Genomic DNA, 16,308 nt, shown 5'->3' with positions numbered 1-16,308 from the left:
GCAAGTGACTCAGGAGCGGGAAACGGGAAAAGCGATCACATCGCTCAGACTTTCCGCTCCCAGCGCCAGCATGATCAGACGGTCAACGCCCAGCGCCACGCCGGCGCAGTCCGGCATACCCGCTTTCAGCGCCGCCAGCAGATATTCGTCGATCGGCTGCTGCGGCAAGCCGCGGGCCGCCCGTTTGCGGTTATCCTGTTCGAAACGCTGACGCTGCTCGTCGCCGTCCGTCAGCTCCCGGAAGCCGTTGGCCAGTTCGATGCCTTTGAAGTACACCTCAAAACGTTCGGCTACCCGGTGATCTTCGCTGCTGATTTCCGCCAGAGAGGCCTGAGAGGCCGGGAAGTGGTAAACGAACGCCGGTTTTTCTCGCCCGATCCCCGGCTCCACCCCAACCATAAACAGCAGTTGCAGCAGCGTATCGCGATCCTCTTCGCGCCGGGCCACATCGCCCACGCCCAGCTTTTCCGCCACCTCGCACAATTGGGCTTTATCCGCCACCAACGGATCGAGTTCCAGATGACGCTGAAAGGCCTGCTGGTAAGACAACATTTCGGCGCCGTCGCACTCCAGCACCTGCTGCAGCAGATCGTCCACTTCGTTCATCAGACGGTACATATCATAGTGCGGCCGATACCACTCCAGCATGGTGAATTCCGGATTATGATAACGCCCGGACTCTTCGTTGCGGAAGCTGCGGCAGATCTGGTATATCGGCCCGCTGCCCGCCGCCAGCAGGCGTTTCATATGATATTCCGGGCTGGTCATCAGATACAGCGTCATTCCATCAGCGACGCCGGGGCCGACAAAACGCGTCTCAAACGGGAACAGGTGAACATCCGTTACCGTTGCCTGGCTCATTGCGGGCGTTTCCACCTCCAGCACACCACGCTCGGTGAAGAAGCGGCGAATTTCAGCAACAATCGCCGCGCGCTTCAGCAAATTAGCCACGGGAGCGCTGGGTTGCCAGCTTTCCGTTTCGCTCATGGTTATCACTCCAAAGTCAAACAGGGGAAGCAGTCTACCCGTATCAAAGCGACCAGACAAATTGTATCCAGTGAAACATTTTCCTGACGGCGGTCAAAACGCGTTATTAAAGAAATAAAAGTGTTATTTATGGGGAAATGACCTTATCGATCACGTTTTTATCTATTCCCGGTGGAAGATACTGAAAAAACAGAAAAAGGTGCATCACATCAAATTTCATTTAAGTTGGCTTAGATATAATCAAATCCATACTAAAAATAGATGATTATTGATTCTTATATTGCTCCGGCATGGGGTTTGGCAAAAAGCGGCTCCATTAATAATCAGGAAAATATTTACAGACATATAATCAACACACATTATTTATTATTTTAATTTATTTAACTTATGTAACTGGAGGAATGCAGTGCAGACCTTTAACGTCGATTTAGCCATTATCGGGGCCGGAGGCGCAGGACTGCGCGCAGCAATCGCTGCCGCGGAAGCTAATCCTCAACTGAAAGTTGCCCTTATCTCAAAAGTTTACCCTATGCGCAGCCACACCGTGGCTGCAGAAGGCGGTTCAGCCGCCGTTACTCAGGATCACGATTCCTTCGACTACCATTTTAACGACACCGTTTCGGGCGGCGACTGGTTATGCGAACAGGATGTGGTCGACTACTTTGTCCAGCACTGCCCGCAGGAAATGATTCAGCTGGAACAGTGGGGCTGCCCGTGGAGCCGTAAACCCGACGGGTCGGTCAACGTACGTCGTTTCGGCGGCATGAAAATCGAACGCACCTGGTTCGCCGCCGATAAAACCGGTTTCCACATGCTGCATACGCTGTTCCAGACTTCGCTGAAATATCCGCAGATTCAACGCTTCGATGAGCACTTCGTGCTGGATATTCTGGTGGACGACGGTCAGGTGCGCGGTCTGGTGGCCATCAATATGATGGAAGGAACCCGGGTGCAGATTCGCGCCAACGCCGTGGTCATGGCCACCGGCGGCGCCGGCCGCGTGTATCGCTACAATACCAACGGCGGCATCGTCACCGGCGACGGTATGGGCATTGCGCTGCGACACGGCGTGCCGCTGCGCGATATGGAGTTCGTTCAGTATCATCCGACCGGCCTGCCCGGCTCGGGGATCCTGATGACGGAAGGCTGCCGCGGCGAAGGCGGCATCATGGTCAATAAGGACGGCTATCGCTACCTGCAGGACTACGGCATGGGGCCGGAAACGCCGCTCGGCCAGCCGAAAAATAAATACATGGAGCTGGGGCCGCGCGATAAAGTCTCGCAGGCCTTCTGGCATGAATGGCGCGCCGGCCGCACCATTTCCACCCCGCTCGGCGATGTGGTTTACCTCGATCTGCGCCACCTGGGCGCAAAGAAACTGAAAGAGAGGCTGCCGTTTATTTGCGAACTGGCGCAGGCCTACGTCGGGGTCGATCCGGTCAAGGAGCCGATCCCTATCCGCCCGACCGCGCACTACACCATGGGCGGGATTGAAACCGACCAGCAGTGCGAAACCCGCGTTAAGGGGCTGTACGCCATCGGCGAATGTTCATCGGTCGGCCTGCACGGCGCCAATCGCCTGGGCTCGAATTCTCTGGCCGAACTGGTGGTGTTCGGCCGTCTGGCTGGCGAACGCGCGGCGGAATGGGCCATGACGGCTAAACCGGCCAACGGCAGCGCGCTGGATGCGCAAACCCGAGATGTCGAACAGCGGCTGCACGATCTGATGCGGCAGGAAGGAACGGAAAGCTGGTCGAAAATCCGCGACGAAATGGGCATGTCGATGGAAGAAGGCTGCGGCATCTACCGCACCACCGATCTGATGCAGAAGACCACGGATAAACTCGCCGAGCTGAAAGAACGCTTCAAACGCGTCAAAATCGCCGACCACTCCAGCGTATTCAATACCGACCTGCTGTACACCATTGAACTGGGGCACAGCCTGGACGTCGCCGACTGCATGGCGCACTCGGCGATAAACCGCAAAGAGTCGCGCGGCGCCCATCAGCGGCTGGACGAAGGCTGTACGGAACGCGACGACGTCAACTTCCTGAAACATACTCTGGCTTTCCACACCCCGGACGGCAGTCCGCGACTGGAATACAGCGATGTGAAAATCACTAAACTGCCGCCGGCGAAACGGGTATACGGCGGCGAGGGTGAAGATCAGGATAAAAAGAATAAGGAGCAAGCGAATGGCTGATATGCAAGTTTTGACAGTAGAAGTCATGCGCTATAACCCGGAACAGGATAACGCGCCGTACTTTGAATCATTCGAGGTGCCGTACAACAAGCAAACGTCGCTGCTGGACGCGTTGGGGTATATCAAAGACAACCTGGCGCCGAGCCTCTCTTATCGCTGGTCGTGCCGTATGGCTATCTGCGGCTCCTGCGGCATGATGGTCAACAAGGTGCCGAAACTGGCCTGCAAAACGTTTCTGCGCGATTACGCCAACGGCATGCGCGTCGAGGCGCTGGGCAACTTCCCGATCGAGCGCGATCTGATCGTGGATATGACCCATTTCATCGAAAGCCTGGAAGCGATTAAGCCCTGGATCATCGGCAACGATCGCAAACCGGCCGACGGCACCAACACGCAGACGCCGGCGCAGATGGCCAAATACCATCAGTTCTCCGGCTGCATTAACTGCGGCCTCTGCTACGCCGCCTGTCCGCAGTTCGGCCTGAATCCGGAGTTCATCGGCCCGGCGGCCATCACGCTGGCGCACCGCTACAATCTGGATAACCGCGACCACGGCAAGAAAGAGCGTATGCCGCAGATTAATGGCAACAACGGGGTCTGGAGCTGTACTTTTGTCGGTTACTGCTCCGAGGTCTGTCCGAAGCATGTCGATCCTGCCGCCGCGATTCAGCAGGGTAAGGTCGAAAGCATGAAGGACTTCATGATCGCCACGTTGAAACCGCAATGAGGAAGGGACAATGATGACATCCAAACGTAAAGTTTATGTCCGCGAGATGTCGCCGACCTGGTGGCAAAAGCTGGGGTTCTATCGCTTTTATATGCTACGGGAAGGGACGGCGCTGCCGGCGGTCTGGTTCAGTATCGTGCTGATGTACGGCGTATTCGCGCTAAAAAACGGGCCGGAAGGCTGGGCGGGCTTTGTCGGCTTCCTGCAAAATCCGCTGGTGTTGCTCATCAACGTCATCGCCCTGCTGGCGGCGGCGCTGCATACCAAAACCTGGTTTGATCTGGCGCCTAAGGCCAGCATCATCGTGGTGAAGGATGAAAAAATGGCGCCGGAGCCCATAGTGCGGGGGTTATGGCTCGTCACCGTTATCATCACGGTGGCCGTGCTGGCTATCGCCTTACTCTATTGACCAGGAGAAATAACGTGATTAATCAAACGCCAAAACGATCCGATGAACCGCCGTTCTGGGCATTGTTCGGCGCCGGCGGCATGTGGACCGCTTTTTTCTCGCCCGTCATCATCCTGCTGGTGGGCATCCTGCTGCCGTTAGGGCTGTTCCCGGAGGCATTGAGCTACGAACGTATCGCGGCTTTTAGCCAGAGTCTTATTGGCCGCCTTTTCTTGCTGCTGATGATTATTCTGCCGATATGGTGTGGGTTACACCGTCTTCACCACGCCATGCACGATGTGAAAATTCATGTTCCCGCCGGCAAATGGGTATTCTACGGCCTTGCCGCCATTCTGAGCGTAGTCGCGATTATCGGCGTTGTGACGCTGTAAATTACGCTACCTCATTCACGGCCCGCCTGCGCGGGCCGTTTTGTTCTTCCCGCTCCGCGTTCAGCAGGAAACAGGTTACTGCGCGCTGCGCTGGATCGCTTCTCCGCCGGCCTGAACATCTTTGCCAATACCCTGAGTGGTATTGCATCCGACCACGGCCGTCAGAACTAATACGGAGAAAATAGCGACAAGACTTTTCTTCAACATGAGCAATTCCTTCTGTATGAGAACCGGCTTCTATACCCCAAATAATTCGAATTGCAGCAAGGCGGTGGCGCAGCGACAAATTCGTCGGCAACGAATTTGTCCAGCCAACGGCTGGCCTTCGGTGAGAGACAGGATGTCTCTCATTTATCCCCGGTCACTTACCGCAGTATGCGACCGGAGCGAGCGACAAATCTGCCGGGAGCAGATTTGAACGCCTCTGGCGGCGGCCCGGCAAGGGCGAGGAACAAAACCGACACACCTGCAGCCTGAAGTATCAAGGGTATAATGATTAAGAAACACTGCCCTTTAAGCGTAGTCAATATTAATTGTGGCGTGACATTTTTTATATTAATGAAGAAATTGGCCGGTTTCAGGCAAAAAAAACCGCCATAATGGCGGCGGTTTTTTAAAACAAGACATTATTTAACGCGAGCGACGTATTCCCCGGAGCGGGTGTCGACTTTGATCACTTCGCCAATCTGCACAAACAGCGGAACTTTAACGACCGCGCCGGTGGTCAGAGTAGCCGGTTTGCCGCCGGTACCTGCGGTATCGCCTTTCAGGCCGGGATCGGTATCGACGATTTCCAGTTCAACAAAGTTCGGCGGCGTTACGGAGATCGGCTGACCGTTCCACAACGTTACGATACATTCAGCCTGGTCGAGCAACCATTTCGCGTTGTCGCCAACGGCTTTCTCATCGGCGGCCAGCTGTTCGAACGTTTCATTGTTCATGAAATGCCAGAACTCACCGTCGTTGTACAGGTAAGTCAGGTTCATATCCATCACATCGGCGCCTTCGGCGGAGTCGGTGGATTTGAAGGTTTTTTCGATCAACTTTCCGGTCAGTAAACGACGCATCTTCACGCGTGCGAACGCCTGGCCTTTGCCCGGCTTGACGAATTCACTGGATTCAACGGCGTAAGGTTCGCCTTCGAACATGATTTTAAGACCGGAACGGAAATCGTTGCTAAAATAAGTCGCCATAAAGGCCCTCTAAATTTGATACTGATACGAAGCCAAAAAATGGCACACATTGTAACCCTAAATACCCCTTCCAGAGAAGATTGGTTGCAGCAACTTGCGGACGTAATTACCGATCCGGAGGAATTATTGCGCCTTCTGGCGCTGAACGACCATCCGATACTGCGACAAGGGAGCGATGCCAGAAAACTTTTCCCCCTGCGCGTGCCCAGGGCTTTTGCCGCGCGCATGCAAAGAGGCGATGCCCGGGATCCGCTGCTGCTTCAGGTCTTAACCGCGCGGGAGGAGTTTTTCGCCGCGCCCGGCTTTAGCCCCGACCCGCTGCAAGAACAGGATAGCGTGGTGCCGGGCCTGCTGCACAAATATCATAATCGCGCGCTGCTGCTGGTAAAGGGCGGCTGCGCGGTGAATTGCCGTTACTGTTTCCGCCGTCACTTCCCCTATCAGGATAATCAGGGCAATAAAACAAACTGGCGGCTGGCGCTGGACTACATCCGCCAGCACGGCGAACTGGATGAAATTATTTTTTCCGGCGGCGACCCGATGATGGCCAAAGATCATGAGCTGGACTGGCTGATCGACGCGATCGAGCAGATCCCTCATATCCGGCGCCTGCGTATTCACAGCAGGCTGCCGGTGGTCATTCCGGCGCGCATTACCGAGGCGCTGTGCCGGCGCTTCGCCGCTTCCCGTCTGCAGATTATCCTGGTCACCCATATCAACCACGCGAACGAGATCGATGACGACCTGCGCCAGGCCATGCGCCGCTTGCGCCGGGCGGGCGTCACGCTGCTCAATCAAAGCGTGCTGCTGCGCGGCGTGAATAACGATGCCGACGCGCTGGCCGCGCTCAGCCATGCGCTGTTTGACGCGGGCATCCTGCCCTATTATCTGCACGTGCTGGATAAGGTACAGGGCGCCGCCCATTTTCTGGTCGATGATAATGAAGCCCGCATGCTGATTAAAACGCTGTTAACGCGCGTATCGGGCTATCTGGTGCCGCGCCTCGCGCGCGAGATCGGCGGCGAAGCCAGCAAAACACCGCTGGATTTAGGCATGGCGCAGGATTAACGCTGACGCCACTCCCGGGCCGGCGCTACGCGGTCTTAAGGACAATGATAAGCCTGTCCCTGCATTTTGGTATCCAGCGGGGCAAAACTCGACCAGAAGTTTTCGCTGGGCGTCGTCACGCCGTAAACCACATTGCCGCCCATCGCGACGGTATTGTTACGCAGATCGCTCTCTGCGCCGCGCGTCGACTGGCCCTCATTATGGCCGGACAGCCAGTTAGACTGAGTTCCCGTAACCTGGCCCAGCAGCCGACATTCGGCGCCAGGTTGCTTATCAGTAAAGGCGACCGCCTGCGCGGCGGCGCTCACGGGCTGTTTGGTCGTGGTACAGCCCGCCAGCAATAATAATGCTGCGGCAGCGCCGCATAGTATCGCGATTCGCATTTTTCCTCTCCGTGACTCAGTTATTATTCCGCCCAGCCGGTCGGCCGACGGTATCTTGCGCTCATGATGCTAACGTTTAGCGCGGATAAATGCCCGTGCCCAGCATGGCATATAGCCGATAGATTTCAAGCCGCGCGAATAGTTACGCCATGCCGTTGCGGCTCCGCCGTGCGCGCCGTCGCGCACGGCCTGCGGTCGCCGGTATGAATATTGCGGAAATACAAACAATAAAATATTTCCAGGCATTTTCTTAAAAAGTGATCGGCGTTGTTTAAACAAGATTAATCACTGTATTATTCGTGCTATCACTATAAAGGGTCGTCCTTTTGCATCCGGAATCCTCTGGCTGCGGGTATGTCGCCTTTATGCAACCTTAAATCCCTTGGGTATATTTGTCGCGCTCCTGAATTCAATCTACGCTTAAACGAGCCGGGCAAACAAACAAGAGTAGAAATAAATTTTAATAATACAAAGGAAATCAACACAATGCGCACAAGACTGACTCTGCTGGCGGGCGCCAGTATGCTTTTTTATCTGTCCGCCAGTCAGGCCGCGGGCCTGGTCGCCCCCGATAACGCATTACGTAATGACCTCGCCTGGCTTTCGGATCGCGGCGTTATCAATGTGAGTCTGTCGACCTGGCCGCTCAGTCAGGAAGAGATCGATTCCGTCCTTGCCCAGGCGAAACCGGTCACCGAGGCCGAAAAAAATGTAATCACTCGCGTTCAGCGCCAGGTAAGCGATCTGAAAGCCAATGTGCGTCTGAGCGCCCATACGTCGACGGATAAGCCCGGCCTGCCGCAGGGTTTTGCAGACCGCCACTCCAGCGATCACGCCTTATCCGTGGCGGCCGGCGCCAGCGATGAGTTCTGGGACGTCAATCTTAAAGGGACGGTTGAAGGCGATCAGCGGATCAGCGACGGCTCGCGCTGGAATATGGACGGCTCCTACGGCGCGGTAAAAGTGTTCAATCAGTGGTTATCGTTCGGTAAGGTTTCTCAGTGGTGGGGCCCCGGCTATGAAGGCAGCCTGATTCGCTCCGACTCCGCCCGACCGGTGACCGGCTTTATCCTACAGCGCGCCGATCAGTCGCCGTTCGAAACGCCCTGGTTGTCCTGGATTGGCCGCTGGCAGTATCAGATCTCCGCCGGTCAGTTGGAACAGTACTCGGCCGTGCCTGACGCTAAACTGATTGGCGGTCGTTTCACTATGATGCCCACCAACTTCGTCGAACTGGGCGCGTCGCGCGTTATGCAGTGGGGCGGGCAGGGCCGTCCCCGCTCGTGGGGCTCGTTCTGGGACGGCGTTGCCGGCAAGGACAATACCGGCACCGCGGATGAGCCAGGCAACCAGCTGGCCGGTTTCGATTTCAAATTGAAAATGCAGCCGCTGATCGGTATCCCCGTCAGCCTGTACGGTCAGTTAGTCGGGGAGGACGAGGCCGGCTTTCTGCCCTCGCGTAATTCCTATCTGCTGGGTCTCGAAGGCCACCCGGAATGGGGCACCTCGACCATTAACTGGAGTATTGAGACCGCCGATACCCGCGCCAGCGGCAACAGCGACGGCTATACCTATGCTCACCACATCTACACGGACGGCTATTATCAACAGGGCTATCCTTTAGGCTACGCCGCGGGCGGCGATGCGCAAACCCTGTCCGGCCGGGTGGAACTGGCGCTGGACGACGGTCAGCGCTGGAGCACGCGCATGATGTACGCGAAGGTTAACCCGCGCAACCAAAGAATCAATCAGGCGTTCCCACGCGCCGATACGCTGAAGGGCATCGAACTGGGCTGGGGCTACGACTTCCAGTCGAAAGTGAAGTTTGATACCAGACTGTGGTATACCGACAGCGACCACAGCACCAGCGACGATGTCGGCGCCGGTGTGGGCATCGAAATCCCAATCAATCTGTAACCGAAGCACAGGGCCGCCTTCATACAAGGCGGCTTTGACACGGCCCCCTAACAGGGGGCTTCAACACTATTCTTCCAACCCCGGTTGCATGTGTCTTTCCGCTTCCGCTTTCGCTACTTTGTCCTGATACCTGATATATCTGCGAATAATCTCTTCGTTCGCGCCTGCCGGGTCCACGAAATATTCTCTTTGCCAGAAGTGGTTTCCCCACAATTTTTTCTTTCTCAGACAGGGAAATTTTGCGAACAGCCTTATCGCTGTTCGTCCTTTCACAAAACCCATCAGGTCTGAAACACTCAGGCCCGGCGCTGTTCTCGCCACCAAATGCACATGACCTCTCTGCACATTGAGATCTACAACCGTGCATTTCTTCATACTGCAATAAACATAAATGCCTGGGTATAGATCTTTCCCGAGATTGCCTTTAAGGATTTTGTCTCTGTACTTCGGGGTCCAGACGAGATGATACTGACAGCGATGGAATCCGTGTGAAGCGGATCCGTATCTGCTCATGCTATTTACCCCCTTGATTTGCTGGTAACAAACTGGGGCAGTATTTAGCATGAGCATCCTGCGGGCAAAGCCCCACAGGAACGATCACCACCTCCACAGGAGGTGGTTTAAGAGTGATAATAAAAAACGGGCTGAGATAACTCAGCCCGTTTTTTATTCAGACGAGCTTAGGCACGCCAGTTTTTAAAGCGATTGATCAGCCCATTCGTCGAACTGTCATGCGCGCTGATCTGTTCCGCGCCAGACAGCTCAGGCAGAATACGATTCGCCAGCTGTTTGCCTAACTCCACGCCCCACTGGTCGAAAGTGAAGATGTTCAGGATCGCGCCCTGAGTGAAGATCTTATGCTCATACAGCGCAATCAGCGCGCCGAGGCTGTAAGGCGTGATCTCTTTGAGCAGAATGGAGTTGGTCGGGCGATTGCCTTCAAACACTTTGAACGGCACCACATGCTCCACGTCCTTAACGGACTTACCGGCCGCCGCGAACTCGGCTTCAACATCCTGACGGGATTTGCCGAACGCCAGCGCTTCGGTCTGGGCAAAGAAGTTGGACAGCAGCTTGTTGTGATGGTCGCCCAGCGGGTTATGGCTAACCGCCGGCGCGATAAAGTCACACGGAATCAGCTTGGTACCCTGATGGATCAACTGATAAAACGCATGCTGGCCGTTAGTGCCGGGTTCGCCCCAGATGATCGGCCCGGTCTGGTAATTCACCGGCTGACCGTTGCGATCGACATATTTACCGTTCGACTCCATATTGCCCTGCTGGAAGTAAGCGGCAAAACGGTGCATATACTGGTCGTAAGGTAAAATCGCTTCGGTTTCGGCGCCGAAGAAGTTGTTATACCAGATACCGATCAACGCCAGCAGTACCGGCAGATTCTTCTCCGCCGGCGCGGTGCTGAAGTGACGGTCCATGGCGTGCGCGCCGCTCAACAGCTGTTCGAAGTTGTCAAAACCGATCGACAGCACGATCGACAGACCGATCGCCGACCACAGCGAGTAGCGGCCGCCAACCCAGTCCCAAAATTCAAACATATTGGCGACGTCGATACCGAACTCGCCCACCGCTTTAGCATTGGTCGACAGCGCGGCAAAGTGGCTGGCGACGTGTTTTTCATCGCCGGCCGCCTTCAGGAACCAGTCGCGCGCGCTGTGGGCGTTGGTCATCGTTTCCTGGGTAGTGAAGGTTTTCGAGGCCACCAGGAACAGCGTGGTTTCCGGGTTCAGCGACTTCAGCGTTTCAGCGACATGCGTGCCGTCGACGTTGGACACAAAGTGCATGTTCAGATGGTTTTTATACGGGCGCAGCGCCTCGGTCACCATGTAAGGACCCAGATCGGAACCGCCGATGCCGATATTCACCACGTCGGTGATCGCTTTACCGGTATAACCTTTCCATGAGCCGCCGATCACGCGTTCGCTGAATGACTTCATCTTCGCCAGTACCGCATTCACTTCCGGCATCACATCCTTGCCGTCCACCACGATAGGCGTATTACTGCGGTTACGCAGCGCGATGTGCAGCACGGCGCGGTCTTCGGTACGGTTGATCTTCTCGCCGGCGAACATCGACTTAATGGCGCTTGCCAGATCGGTCTCTTTCGCTAAAGCCTGCAGTTTCTCCAGCGTCTCGGCGGTAATCCGGTTTTTGGAGTAGTCAACCAGAATCTGATCGTCAAAAGTGGCGGAGAAATGAGAAAAACGGTCACTATCCTGAGCAAACAGATCGCGAATTTGCACATCCCTGATGGCCGAAAAATGCTGCTGCAATGCCTGCCATGCGGCAGTTTTACATGGATTGATATTTTTCATAACAACGCTCTTACCTTTAATAATGAAATCAGAAAGCAACGAACAGATTGTATCCCGTAATGCCGCCGTTGTGGGTCTTTTCTTGCTAAATGAAAATCCCTCAGCCGTTGTCGATTGACAGTCGCGAAATAACCCGCTATTTCTAATGGGCTACTTGAGTATGCCGAAGGGTTATTCTCAAGCCAGAAGAGGAGCGTTGCCCAGGTAAGATATCAGAGGAGCCGTTATCCAGTGATGATATCCGAGGGGGAGCGGCGCCGAGATGAAGTGAACAACGGTATTCACTGCATCGACCACAGGGGCTGAATCCCCTGGGTTGTCACCAGGGTACACGCGCTGCGCGGGTGTACAGCAAGGTGGAGCGCTTCTGGGTGTACCGTAGTTTTCTTTATTTCTACGCCTGCTCCCTGCTTACCGCTCTTTCCTTGTGCCAAGGCTGATAAATGGACAGCTAACTGCAAAATTAGCGCCCCTGACACGAGGTTTCTTTGAAATGTCTGCAACAAACAACAACTCACTGATTATTGCCAAATTTGGCGGCACCAGCGTCGCGGATTATGACGCGATGAATCGCAGCGCCGATGTCGTTCTGTCTAACCCGGCGGTGCGCGTCGTCGTCCTGTCGGCTTCCGCCGGCGTGACTAATCTGCTGGTCGCGCTGGCCGAAGGCTGCAACGCCGAACAGCGCGCCGACAGCCTGGCGAATATCCGCCGTATTCAGTACGCCATCATCGACCGTCTGGATAGCGCCGCGGTCATCCGCGAAGAGATCGACCGGATGCTGGAGAATATCACCACGCTGTCCGAAGCGGCGGCGCTGGCCACCTCGCCGGCGCTGACCGATGAGCTGGTCAGCCACGGTGAACTGATGTCCACGCTGCTGTTCGTGGAAATTCTGCGCCAGCGCGCCATCGCCGCCGAATGGTTCGATGTGCGTAAGATTATGCGCACGGACGACCGCTTCGGTCGCGCCGAACCGGATTGCGCGGCGCTCAACGAACTAACCCAAAGCCTGTTGCAGCCGCGTCTGGCGCAAAGTCTGATCATCACCCAGGGCTTTATCGGCAGCGAAGCCAAAGGCCGCACCACGACTCTGGGCCGCGGCGGCAGCGATTACACCGCCGCGCTGCTCGGCGAAGCGCTCAACGCCAGCCGCATTGATATCTGGACCGACGTGCCCGGTATCTACACCACCGATCCGCGCGTGGCGCCTGCGGCGAAACGCATCGACCAGATCACCTTCGAAGAAGCGGCGGAAATGGCGACCTTTGGCGCCAAAGTGCTGCATCCGGCCACCATCCTGCCCGCCGTACGCAGCGATATCCCGGTATTCGTCGGCTCCAGCAAAGATCCGGCCGCCGGCGGCACCCTGGTCTGCAACCAGACCGACAACCCGCCGCTGTTCCGCGCGCTGGCCCTGCGCCGCAGGCAAACCCTGCTGACGCTGCACAGCCTGAATATGCTGCACGCGCGCGGTTTTCTGGCCGAAGTTTTCAACACGCTGGCGCGCCACAATATTTCCGTCGACCTGATCACCACCTCGGAAGTCAACGTGGCCCTGACGCTGGACACGACCGGCTCCACCTCGACCAACGGCAGTCTGCTCTCCAGTTCGCTGTTAACCGAACTGTCCTCCCTGTGCCGCGTGCAGGTGGAAGAAAATCTGTCGCTGGTGGCGCTGATCGGCAATGAACTGTCGCAGGCCTGCGGCGTCGGTAAAGAGGTGTTTGGCGTGCTGGAGCCGTTCAATATCCGCCTGATCTGTTACGGCGCCAGCAGCCACAACCTGTGCTTCCTGGTGCCCGGCGAAGACGCGGAACGGGTGGTGCGCACGCTGCACGGCAGCCTGTTTGAATAACTGACGACCTCCCCTGCCGCGCCGCCGCCGGCTTTCCCGCCCGCGGCGGCGTGCTATAAAACGCCGTTAACGACGCCATAGACGCATCCAACGCGTTGGACGCTGGATGCCCGCTGCCAATCCCAGTATGATGTCCGGCTATTGTTGCCGGCGGTCTCAGTGCTTAGCCCCGCCCTCCGGCATATTTTCACCTTTGCTCATCCGCCTGCTCAGGAACTAACAAACCATGTTGGCAAAATTAACCCGCTTATTCCCCCTCTGGGCCGTTTTACTGTCGTTACTGGCTTACTACACGCCGACCAGCTTTACCGGCATTGGTCCATACGTCAGCTACCTGCTGATGCTGATCATGTTCACCATGGGCGTGACGCTGCGCTTCGGCGACTTTAAACGCGTGCTGACTCGTCCGGCGCCGGTCGCAGCCGGCACTTTCCTGCACTATCTGGTCATGCCGTTGGCCGCCTGGGCGCTGGCGCATCTGTTCAACATGCCGCCCGATCTGTCCGCCGGCATGGTGCTGGTGGGCAGCGTCGCCAGCGGTACGGCCTCCAACGTCATGATTTATCTGGCTAAGGGCGATGTAGCCTTGTCGGTCACCATCTCCTCGGTTTCCACGCTGGTCGGCGTATTCGCCACCCCGCTGCTTACCCGACTGTATGTGGATGCCGCCATTAGCGTCGACGTCGTCGGCATGCTGCTGAGCATTCTGAAGATCGTGGTTATCCCGATCGGCGCCGGTCTGATCATCCACCACCTTTTCAGTTCGTTCGTCAAACGTATCGAACCCTTGCTGCCGCTGTTCTCCATGGTATTTATCCTGGCGATTATCGGCGCCGTCGTGGCCGGCAGCCAGAGCCATATCGCCTCGGTCGGTCTGGTGGTTATCATCGCCGTGATTCTGCACAACGGCATCGGCCTGCTGTGCGGTTACTGGGGCGGCCGCCTGTTCGGCTTTGACGAATCGACCTGCCGCACGCTGGCCATCGAGGTCGGCATGCAGAATTCCGGTCTGGCCGCCACGCTGGGAAAAATGTACTTCTCGCCGCTCGCCGCGCTGCCTGGCGCGCTGTTCTCCGTCTGGCATAATCTGTCCGGTTCCCTGCTGGCCGGCTACTGGTCGGGCAAGAAACTGGAAGAGAAGCAGAAGTAATACGCCGCTTTCGCGGCCGGCGCGTCATGCCCGCCGCGAAAGCCGCACGCCGATTCAGAGCGTGACGACCTGCTCTTCCCGTTCGTCTTCGCCGTCGTGATGGATCGACAGGACGCTATAAGCCACTGCGCAAAACAGCGAATTCAGCCGGTTCATATCGCCCAGCAAACTCAGGTGCAGTGAGCTGGTTTCCAGACTTTGTACGTTTTGACGGTGCAGACGGTCCACGTGCGCGTGCGCGTAACGCCGATTCAGAATTCGGAAACGGTGTTTGGCCCGTCGCAAGCGCTTCGCGCTCGGCGTATCCTGCGATAAGAATACCGACAGTCCCAGACGCAAATTCGCCACCAGCATCTCCTGCAGTTGTTCCAGCTCTTTCATGCCCTGCGGCGAGAACATGCGCCGTTCGGCCAGCGAATGGTTGGCGATATCGTCCGCCATGCGTTCGACGATATCCCCCGCCTGCTCCAGATTAAGCGCCATTTCAATCACTTCCGCCCAGCGACGCGAATCGCTTTCGCCCAGGTCTTCCTTCGGGATTTGCGCCAGATAGAGCTTGATGGCGGTGTACAGCGCGTCCACATCGTCATCCAGCCGCCGCACCTCGCGCCGCTGCATGGCCTGGCCGTGCAGCACATTGCGGTGCAAACTCAGCATCTGTTCCAGCACATCGCCGATGCGCAGCGTTTCGCGCGCCGCATTGACCAGCGCCAGCGCCGGCGTATCAAGCATGCTGTTATCCAGGTGGCGAGGCCGCAGTCGGCTGTCGGCCTCCACCGTATCGCCGATCATCGCCTGGCACAGACGGGCCATCACATCGGCGAACGGCACCAGCAGCAGGCAGCGCGCCAGGTTGTAGAACAGATGGAAATAGATCACCAGCTCCTCATCGCTGATCGGCAACCTGACCAACTGCCGGGAAAGGGTATTGACCAGCGGCAGTATCGCCAGACAGCCCAGCAGCTTGAACAGCAGGCTGCCCAGCGCCACACGGCGTCCCGCCACGTTTTGCGTGCTGGCGTTGATCATCGTCAGCAACCCGCTGCCGAGATTCGCGCCGATCACCAGACACAGCGCCACCTCGAACGAAATGACCCCGCTGCCGGTCAGCGTGGCGGTCAACAATACCGCCGCCAGACTGGAGTAGCTGACCACGGCAAACAACGCGCCGATCAGCGCATCCAGCAGAATATCGCCGGTCAACGACGAGAACAGCACCTTCACACCCGCCGCCTGAGTAATCGGCGTGGCCGCGCCGACGATCATTTCCAGCGCCAGCAGAATCAGCCCCAGCCCGATGCCGACCCGGCCAATCTGGCCGATGCGCGACTGTTTACGCCCCAGAAAAAAGATCACGCCGAGGAAAATCAGCAATGGCGACAGCCAGGAGAGATCGAACGTCAACACCCGCACCATCAGCGCGGTGCCGACATCCGCACCGAGGATAATCACCAGCGCCGGGGCCAACGCCACCAGCCCCTGCGCCACAAATGAGGTAACCAGCAGCGCCGTGGCGTTACTGCTTTGCACCAGCGCGGTCACGCCAATGCCGGCCAGAAACGCGAACGGTTTTTTCGCCACGCTATCGCTCAGCACCCGCCGCAGGCTGGCGCCATACACCCGCATGATGCCGGTGCGGACAATGTGCGTTCCCCACACCAGCAGGGCTACGGCAGACAGTAAATGCAGCAACGTCAACACGGAATAAAACA

The 16,308-nt window shown here is 57.0% G+C and carries 15 protein-coding genes and 1 riboswitch; of the genes, 8 read left to right on the top strand and 7 right to left on the bottom strand.

All coding sequences use genetic code 11. The features are described from left to right. Nucleotides 1–9 precede the first annotated feature (9 nt). Nucleotides 10–987: an elongation factor P--(R)-beta-lysine ligase gene (epmA, locus tag FJU30_RS24575; RefSeq protein WP_150437594.1), complete on the bottom strand. Its 978-nt coding sequence runs from the start codon at nucleotides 985–987 to the stop codon at nucleotides 10–12. Between the two features lie 406 nt (nucleotides 988–1,393). On the opposite strand from epmA, the gene frdA reads away from it, so the two are divergent. Genes frdA through frdD form a run of 4 tightly spaced genes read left to right on the top strand, consistent with a single transcriptional unit; the run spans nucleotide 1,394 to nucleotide 4,697 of the window. Then, entirely contained in the window at nucleotides 1,394–3,190 is a 1,797-nt protein-coding gene (gene frdA / locus FJU30_RS24570; protein ID WP_150437593.1) for a fumarate reductase (quinol) flavoprotein subunit, read from the top strand. After that, entirely contained in the window at nucleotides 3,183–3,917 is a 735-nt protein-coding gene (locus tag FJU30_RS24565) for a succinate dehydrogenase/fumarate reductase iron-sulfur subunit (protein WP_150437592.1), read from the top strand. Before frdA ends, FJU30_RS24565 begins: the two co-directional genes overlap by 8 nt. 13 nt (nucleotides 3,918–3,930) lie before the next feature. Continuing rightward, nucleotides 3,931–4,326, top strand: a complete 396-nt coding sequence (gene frdC / locus FJU30_RS24560; protein ID WP_150437627.1) for a fumarate reductase subunit FrdC — start codon at nucleotides 3,931–3,933, stop codon at nucleotides 4,324–4,326. Between the two features lie 14 nt (nucleotides 4,327–4,340). Continuing rightward, nucleotides 4,341–4,697, top strand: coding sequence for a fumarate reductase subunit FrdD (frdD, locus tag FJU30_RS24555; protein ID WP_150437591.1), 357 nt, complete (start codon nucleotides 4,341–4,343; stop codon nucleotides 4,695–4,697). Between the two features lie 75 nt (nucleotides 4,698–4,772). On the opposite strand, the gene FJU30_RS24550 is transcribed toward frdD, so the two are convergent. Together FJU30_RS24550 and efp are read right to left on the bottom strand one after the other, a co-directional pair. Next, complete coding sequence (locus tag FJU30_RS24550) at nucleotides 4,773–4,904, bottom strand: entericidin A/B family lipoprotein (RefSeq protein WP_150437590.1); 132 nt, start codon at nucleotides 4,902–4,904, stop codon at nucleotides 4,773–4,775. A 419-nt stretch (nucleotides 4,905–5,323) separates the two neighbouring features. Further along, nucleotides 5,324–5,890: an elongation factor P gene (gene efp / locus FJU30_RS24545; RefSeq protein ID WP_150437589.1), complete on the bottom strand. Its 567-nt coding sequence runs from the start codon at nucleotides 5,888–5,890 to the stop codon at nucleotides 5,324–5,326. Nucleotides 5,891–5,929: 39 nt separating this feature from the next. Between efp and epmB the strand changes: the two genes are divergently transcribed. Next, entirely contained in the window at nucleotides 5,930–6,958 is a 1,029-nt protein-coding gene (gene epmB, locus FJU30_RS24540; protein WP_150437588.1) for an EF-P beta-lysylation protein EpmB, read from the top strand. A gap of 35 nt (nucleotides 6,959–6,993) precedes the next feature. Here epmB and FJU30_RS24535 read toward each other — a convergent pair whose 3' ends face one another. After that, a complete protein-coding gene (locus tag FJU30_RS24535; RefSeq protein WP_150437587.1) occupies nucleotides 6,994–7,341 on the bottom strand; it encodes a DUF4156 domain-containing protein in 348 nt (115 codons plus the stop codon). 486 nt (nucleotides 7,342–7,827) lie between these two features. Here FJU30_RS24535 and FJU30_RS24530 point away from each other — a divergent pair, with 486 nt between their 5' ends. Next, complete coding sequence (locus FJU30_RS24530; RefSeq protein WP_150437586.1) at nucleotides 7,828–9,258, top strand: capsule assembly Wzi family protein; 1,431 nt, start codon at nucleotides 7,828–7,830, stop codon at nucleotides 9,256–9,258. Nucleotides 9,259–9,324: 66 nt separating this feature from the next. Here the strand turns inward: FJU30_RS24530 and tnpA are convergent, their stop codons facing one another. Both tnpA and pgi read right to left on the bottom strand, forming a co-directional pair. Continuing rightward, nucleotides 9,325–9,771: an IS200/IS605 family transposase gene (gene tnpA, locus FJU30_RS24525; protein ID WP_150437585.1), complete on the bottom strand. Its 447-nt coding sequence runs from the start codon at nucleotides 9,769–9,771 to the stop codon at nucleotides 9,325–9,327. A gap of 167 nt (nucleotides 9,772–9,938) precedes the next feature. Further along, on the bottom strand, nucleotides 9,939–11,588 hold the full coding sequence (gene pgi, locus FJU30_RS24520) for a glucose-6-phosphate isomerase (RefSeq protein WP_150437584.1): 1,650 nt from the start codon (nucleotides 11,586–11,588) through the stop codon (nucleotides 9,939–9,941). A gap of 178 nt (nucleotides 11,589–11,766) precedes the next feature. Further along, a riboswitch (Lysine riboswitch) is annotated at nucleotides 11,767–11,963 on the top strand. Between the two features lie 118 nt (nucleotides 11,964–12,081). Between pgi and lysC the strand changes: the two genes are divergently transcribed. Beyond that, nucleotides 12,082–13,446 carry a lysine-sensitive aspartokinase 3 gene (gene lysC / locus FJU30_RS24515; RefSeq protein ID WP_150437583.1) on the top strand — a complete coding sequence of 455 codons (1,365 nt, stop codon included), beginning with the start codon at nucleotides 12,082–12,084 and terminating at the stop codon, nucleotides 13,444–13,446. Nucleotides 13,447–13,672: 226 nt separating this feature from the next. Continuing rightward, complete coding sequence (panS, locus tag FJU30_RS24510; RefSeq protein ID WP_150437582.1) at nucleotides 13,673–14,596, top strand: ketopantoate/pantoate/pantothenate transporter PanS; 924 nt, start codon at nucleotides 13,673–13,675, stop codon at nucleotides 14,594–14,596. A 54-nt stretch (nucleotides 14,597–14,650) separates the two neighbouring features. Here the strand turns inward: panS and FJU30_RS24505 are convergent, their stop codons facing one another. Continuing rightward, on the bottom strand, nucleotides 14,651–16,297 hold the full coding sequence (locus tag FJU30_RS24505; protein ID WP_150437626.1) for a Na/Pi cotransporter family protein: 1,647 nt from the start codon (nucleotides 16,295–16,297) through the stop codon (nucleotides 14,651–14,653). Nucleotides 16,298–16,308: the final 11 nt, after the last annotated feature.

The organism is Affinibrenneria salicis, from assembly GCF_008710095.1.
This window is presented reverse-complemented; position numbering and strand designations above follow the sequence as displayed.

Bases quoted from the DNA above. Each gene is read 5' to 3' on its own strand.
- epmA (WP_150437594.1), bottom strand. From the start codon at position 987: ATGAGCGAAACGGAAAGCTGGCAACCCAGCGCTCCCGTGGCTAATTTG.
- FJU30_RS24565 (WP_150437592.1), top strand. From the start codon at position 3,183: ATGGCTGATATGCAAGTTTTGACAGTAGAAGTCATGCGCTATAACCCG.
- frdC (WP_150437627.1), top strand. From the start codon at position 3,931: ATGACATCCAAACGTAAAGTTTATGTCCGCGAGATGTCGCCGACCTGG.
- FJU30_RS24550 (WP_150437590.1), bottom strand. From the start codon at position 4,904: ATGTTGAAGAAAAGTCTTGTCGCTATTTTCTCCGTATTAGTTCTGACG.
- efp (WP_150437589.1), bottom strand. From the start codon at position 5,890: ATGGCGACTTATTTTAGCAACGATTTCCGTTCCGGTCTTAAAATCATG.
- epmB (WP_150437588.1), top strand. From the start codon at position 5,930: ATGGCACACATTGTAACCCTAAATACCCCTTCCAGAGAAGATTGGTTG.
- FJU30_RS24535 (WP_150437587.1), bottom strand. From the start codon at position 7,341: ATGCGAATCGCGATACTATGCGGCGCTGCCGCAGCATTATTATTGCTG.
- FJU30_RS24530 (WP_150437586.1), top strand. From the start codon at position 7,828: ATGCGCACAAGACTGACTCTGCTGGCGGGCGCCAGTATGCTTTTTTAT.
- tnpA (WP_150437585.1), bottom strand. From the start codon at position 9,771: ATGAGCAGATACGGATCCGCTTCACACGGATTCCATCGCTGTCAGTAT.
- pgi (WP_150437584.1), bottom strand. From the start codon at position 11,588: ATGAAAAATATCAATCCATGTAAAACTGCCGCATGGCAGGCATTGCAG.
- lysC (WP_150437583.1), top strand. From the start codon at position 12,082: ATGTCTGCAACAAACAACAACTCACTGATTATTGCCAAATTTGGCGGC.
- panS (WP_150437582.1), top strand. From the start codon at position 13,673: ATGTTGGCAAAATTAACCCGCTTATTCCCCCTCTGGGCCGTTTTACTG.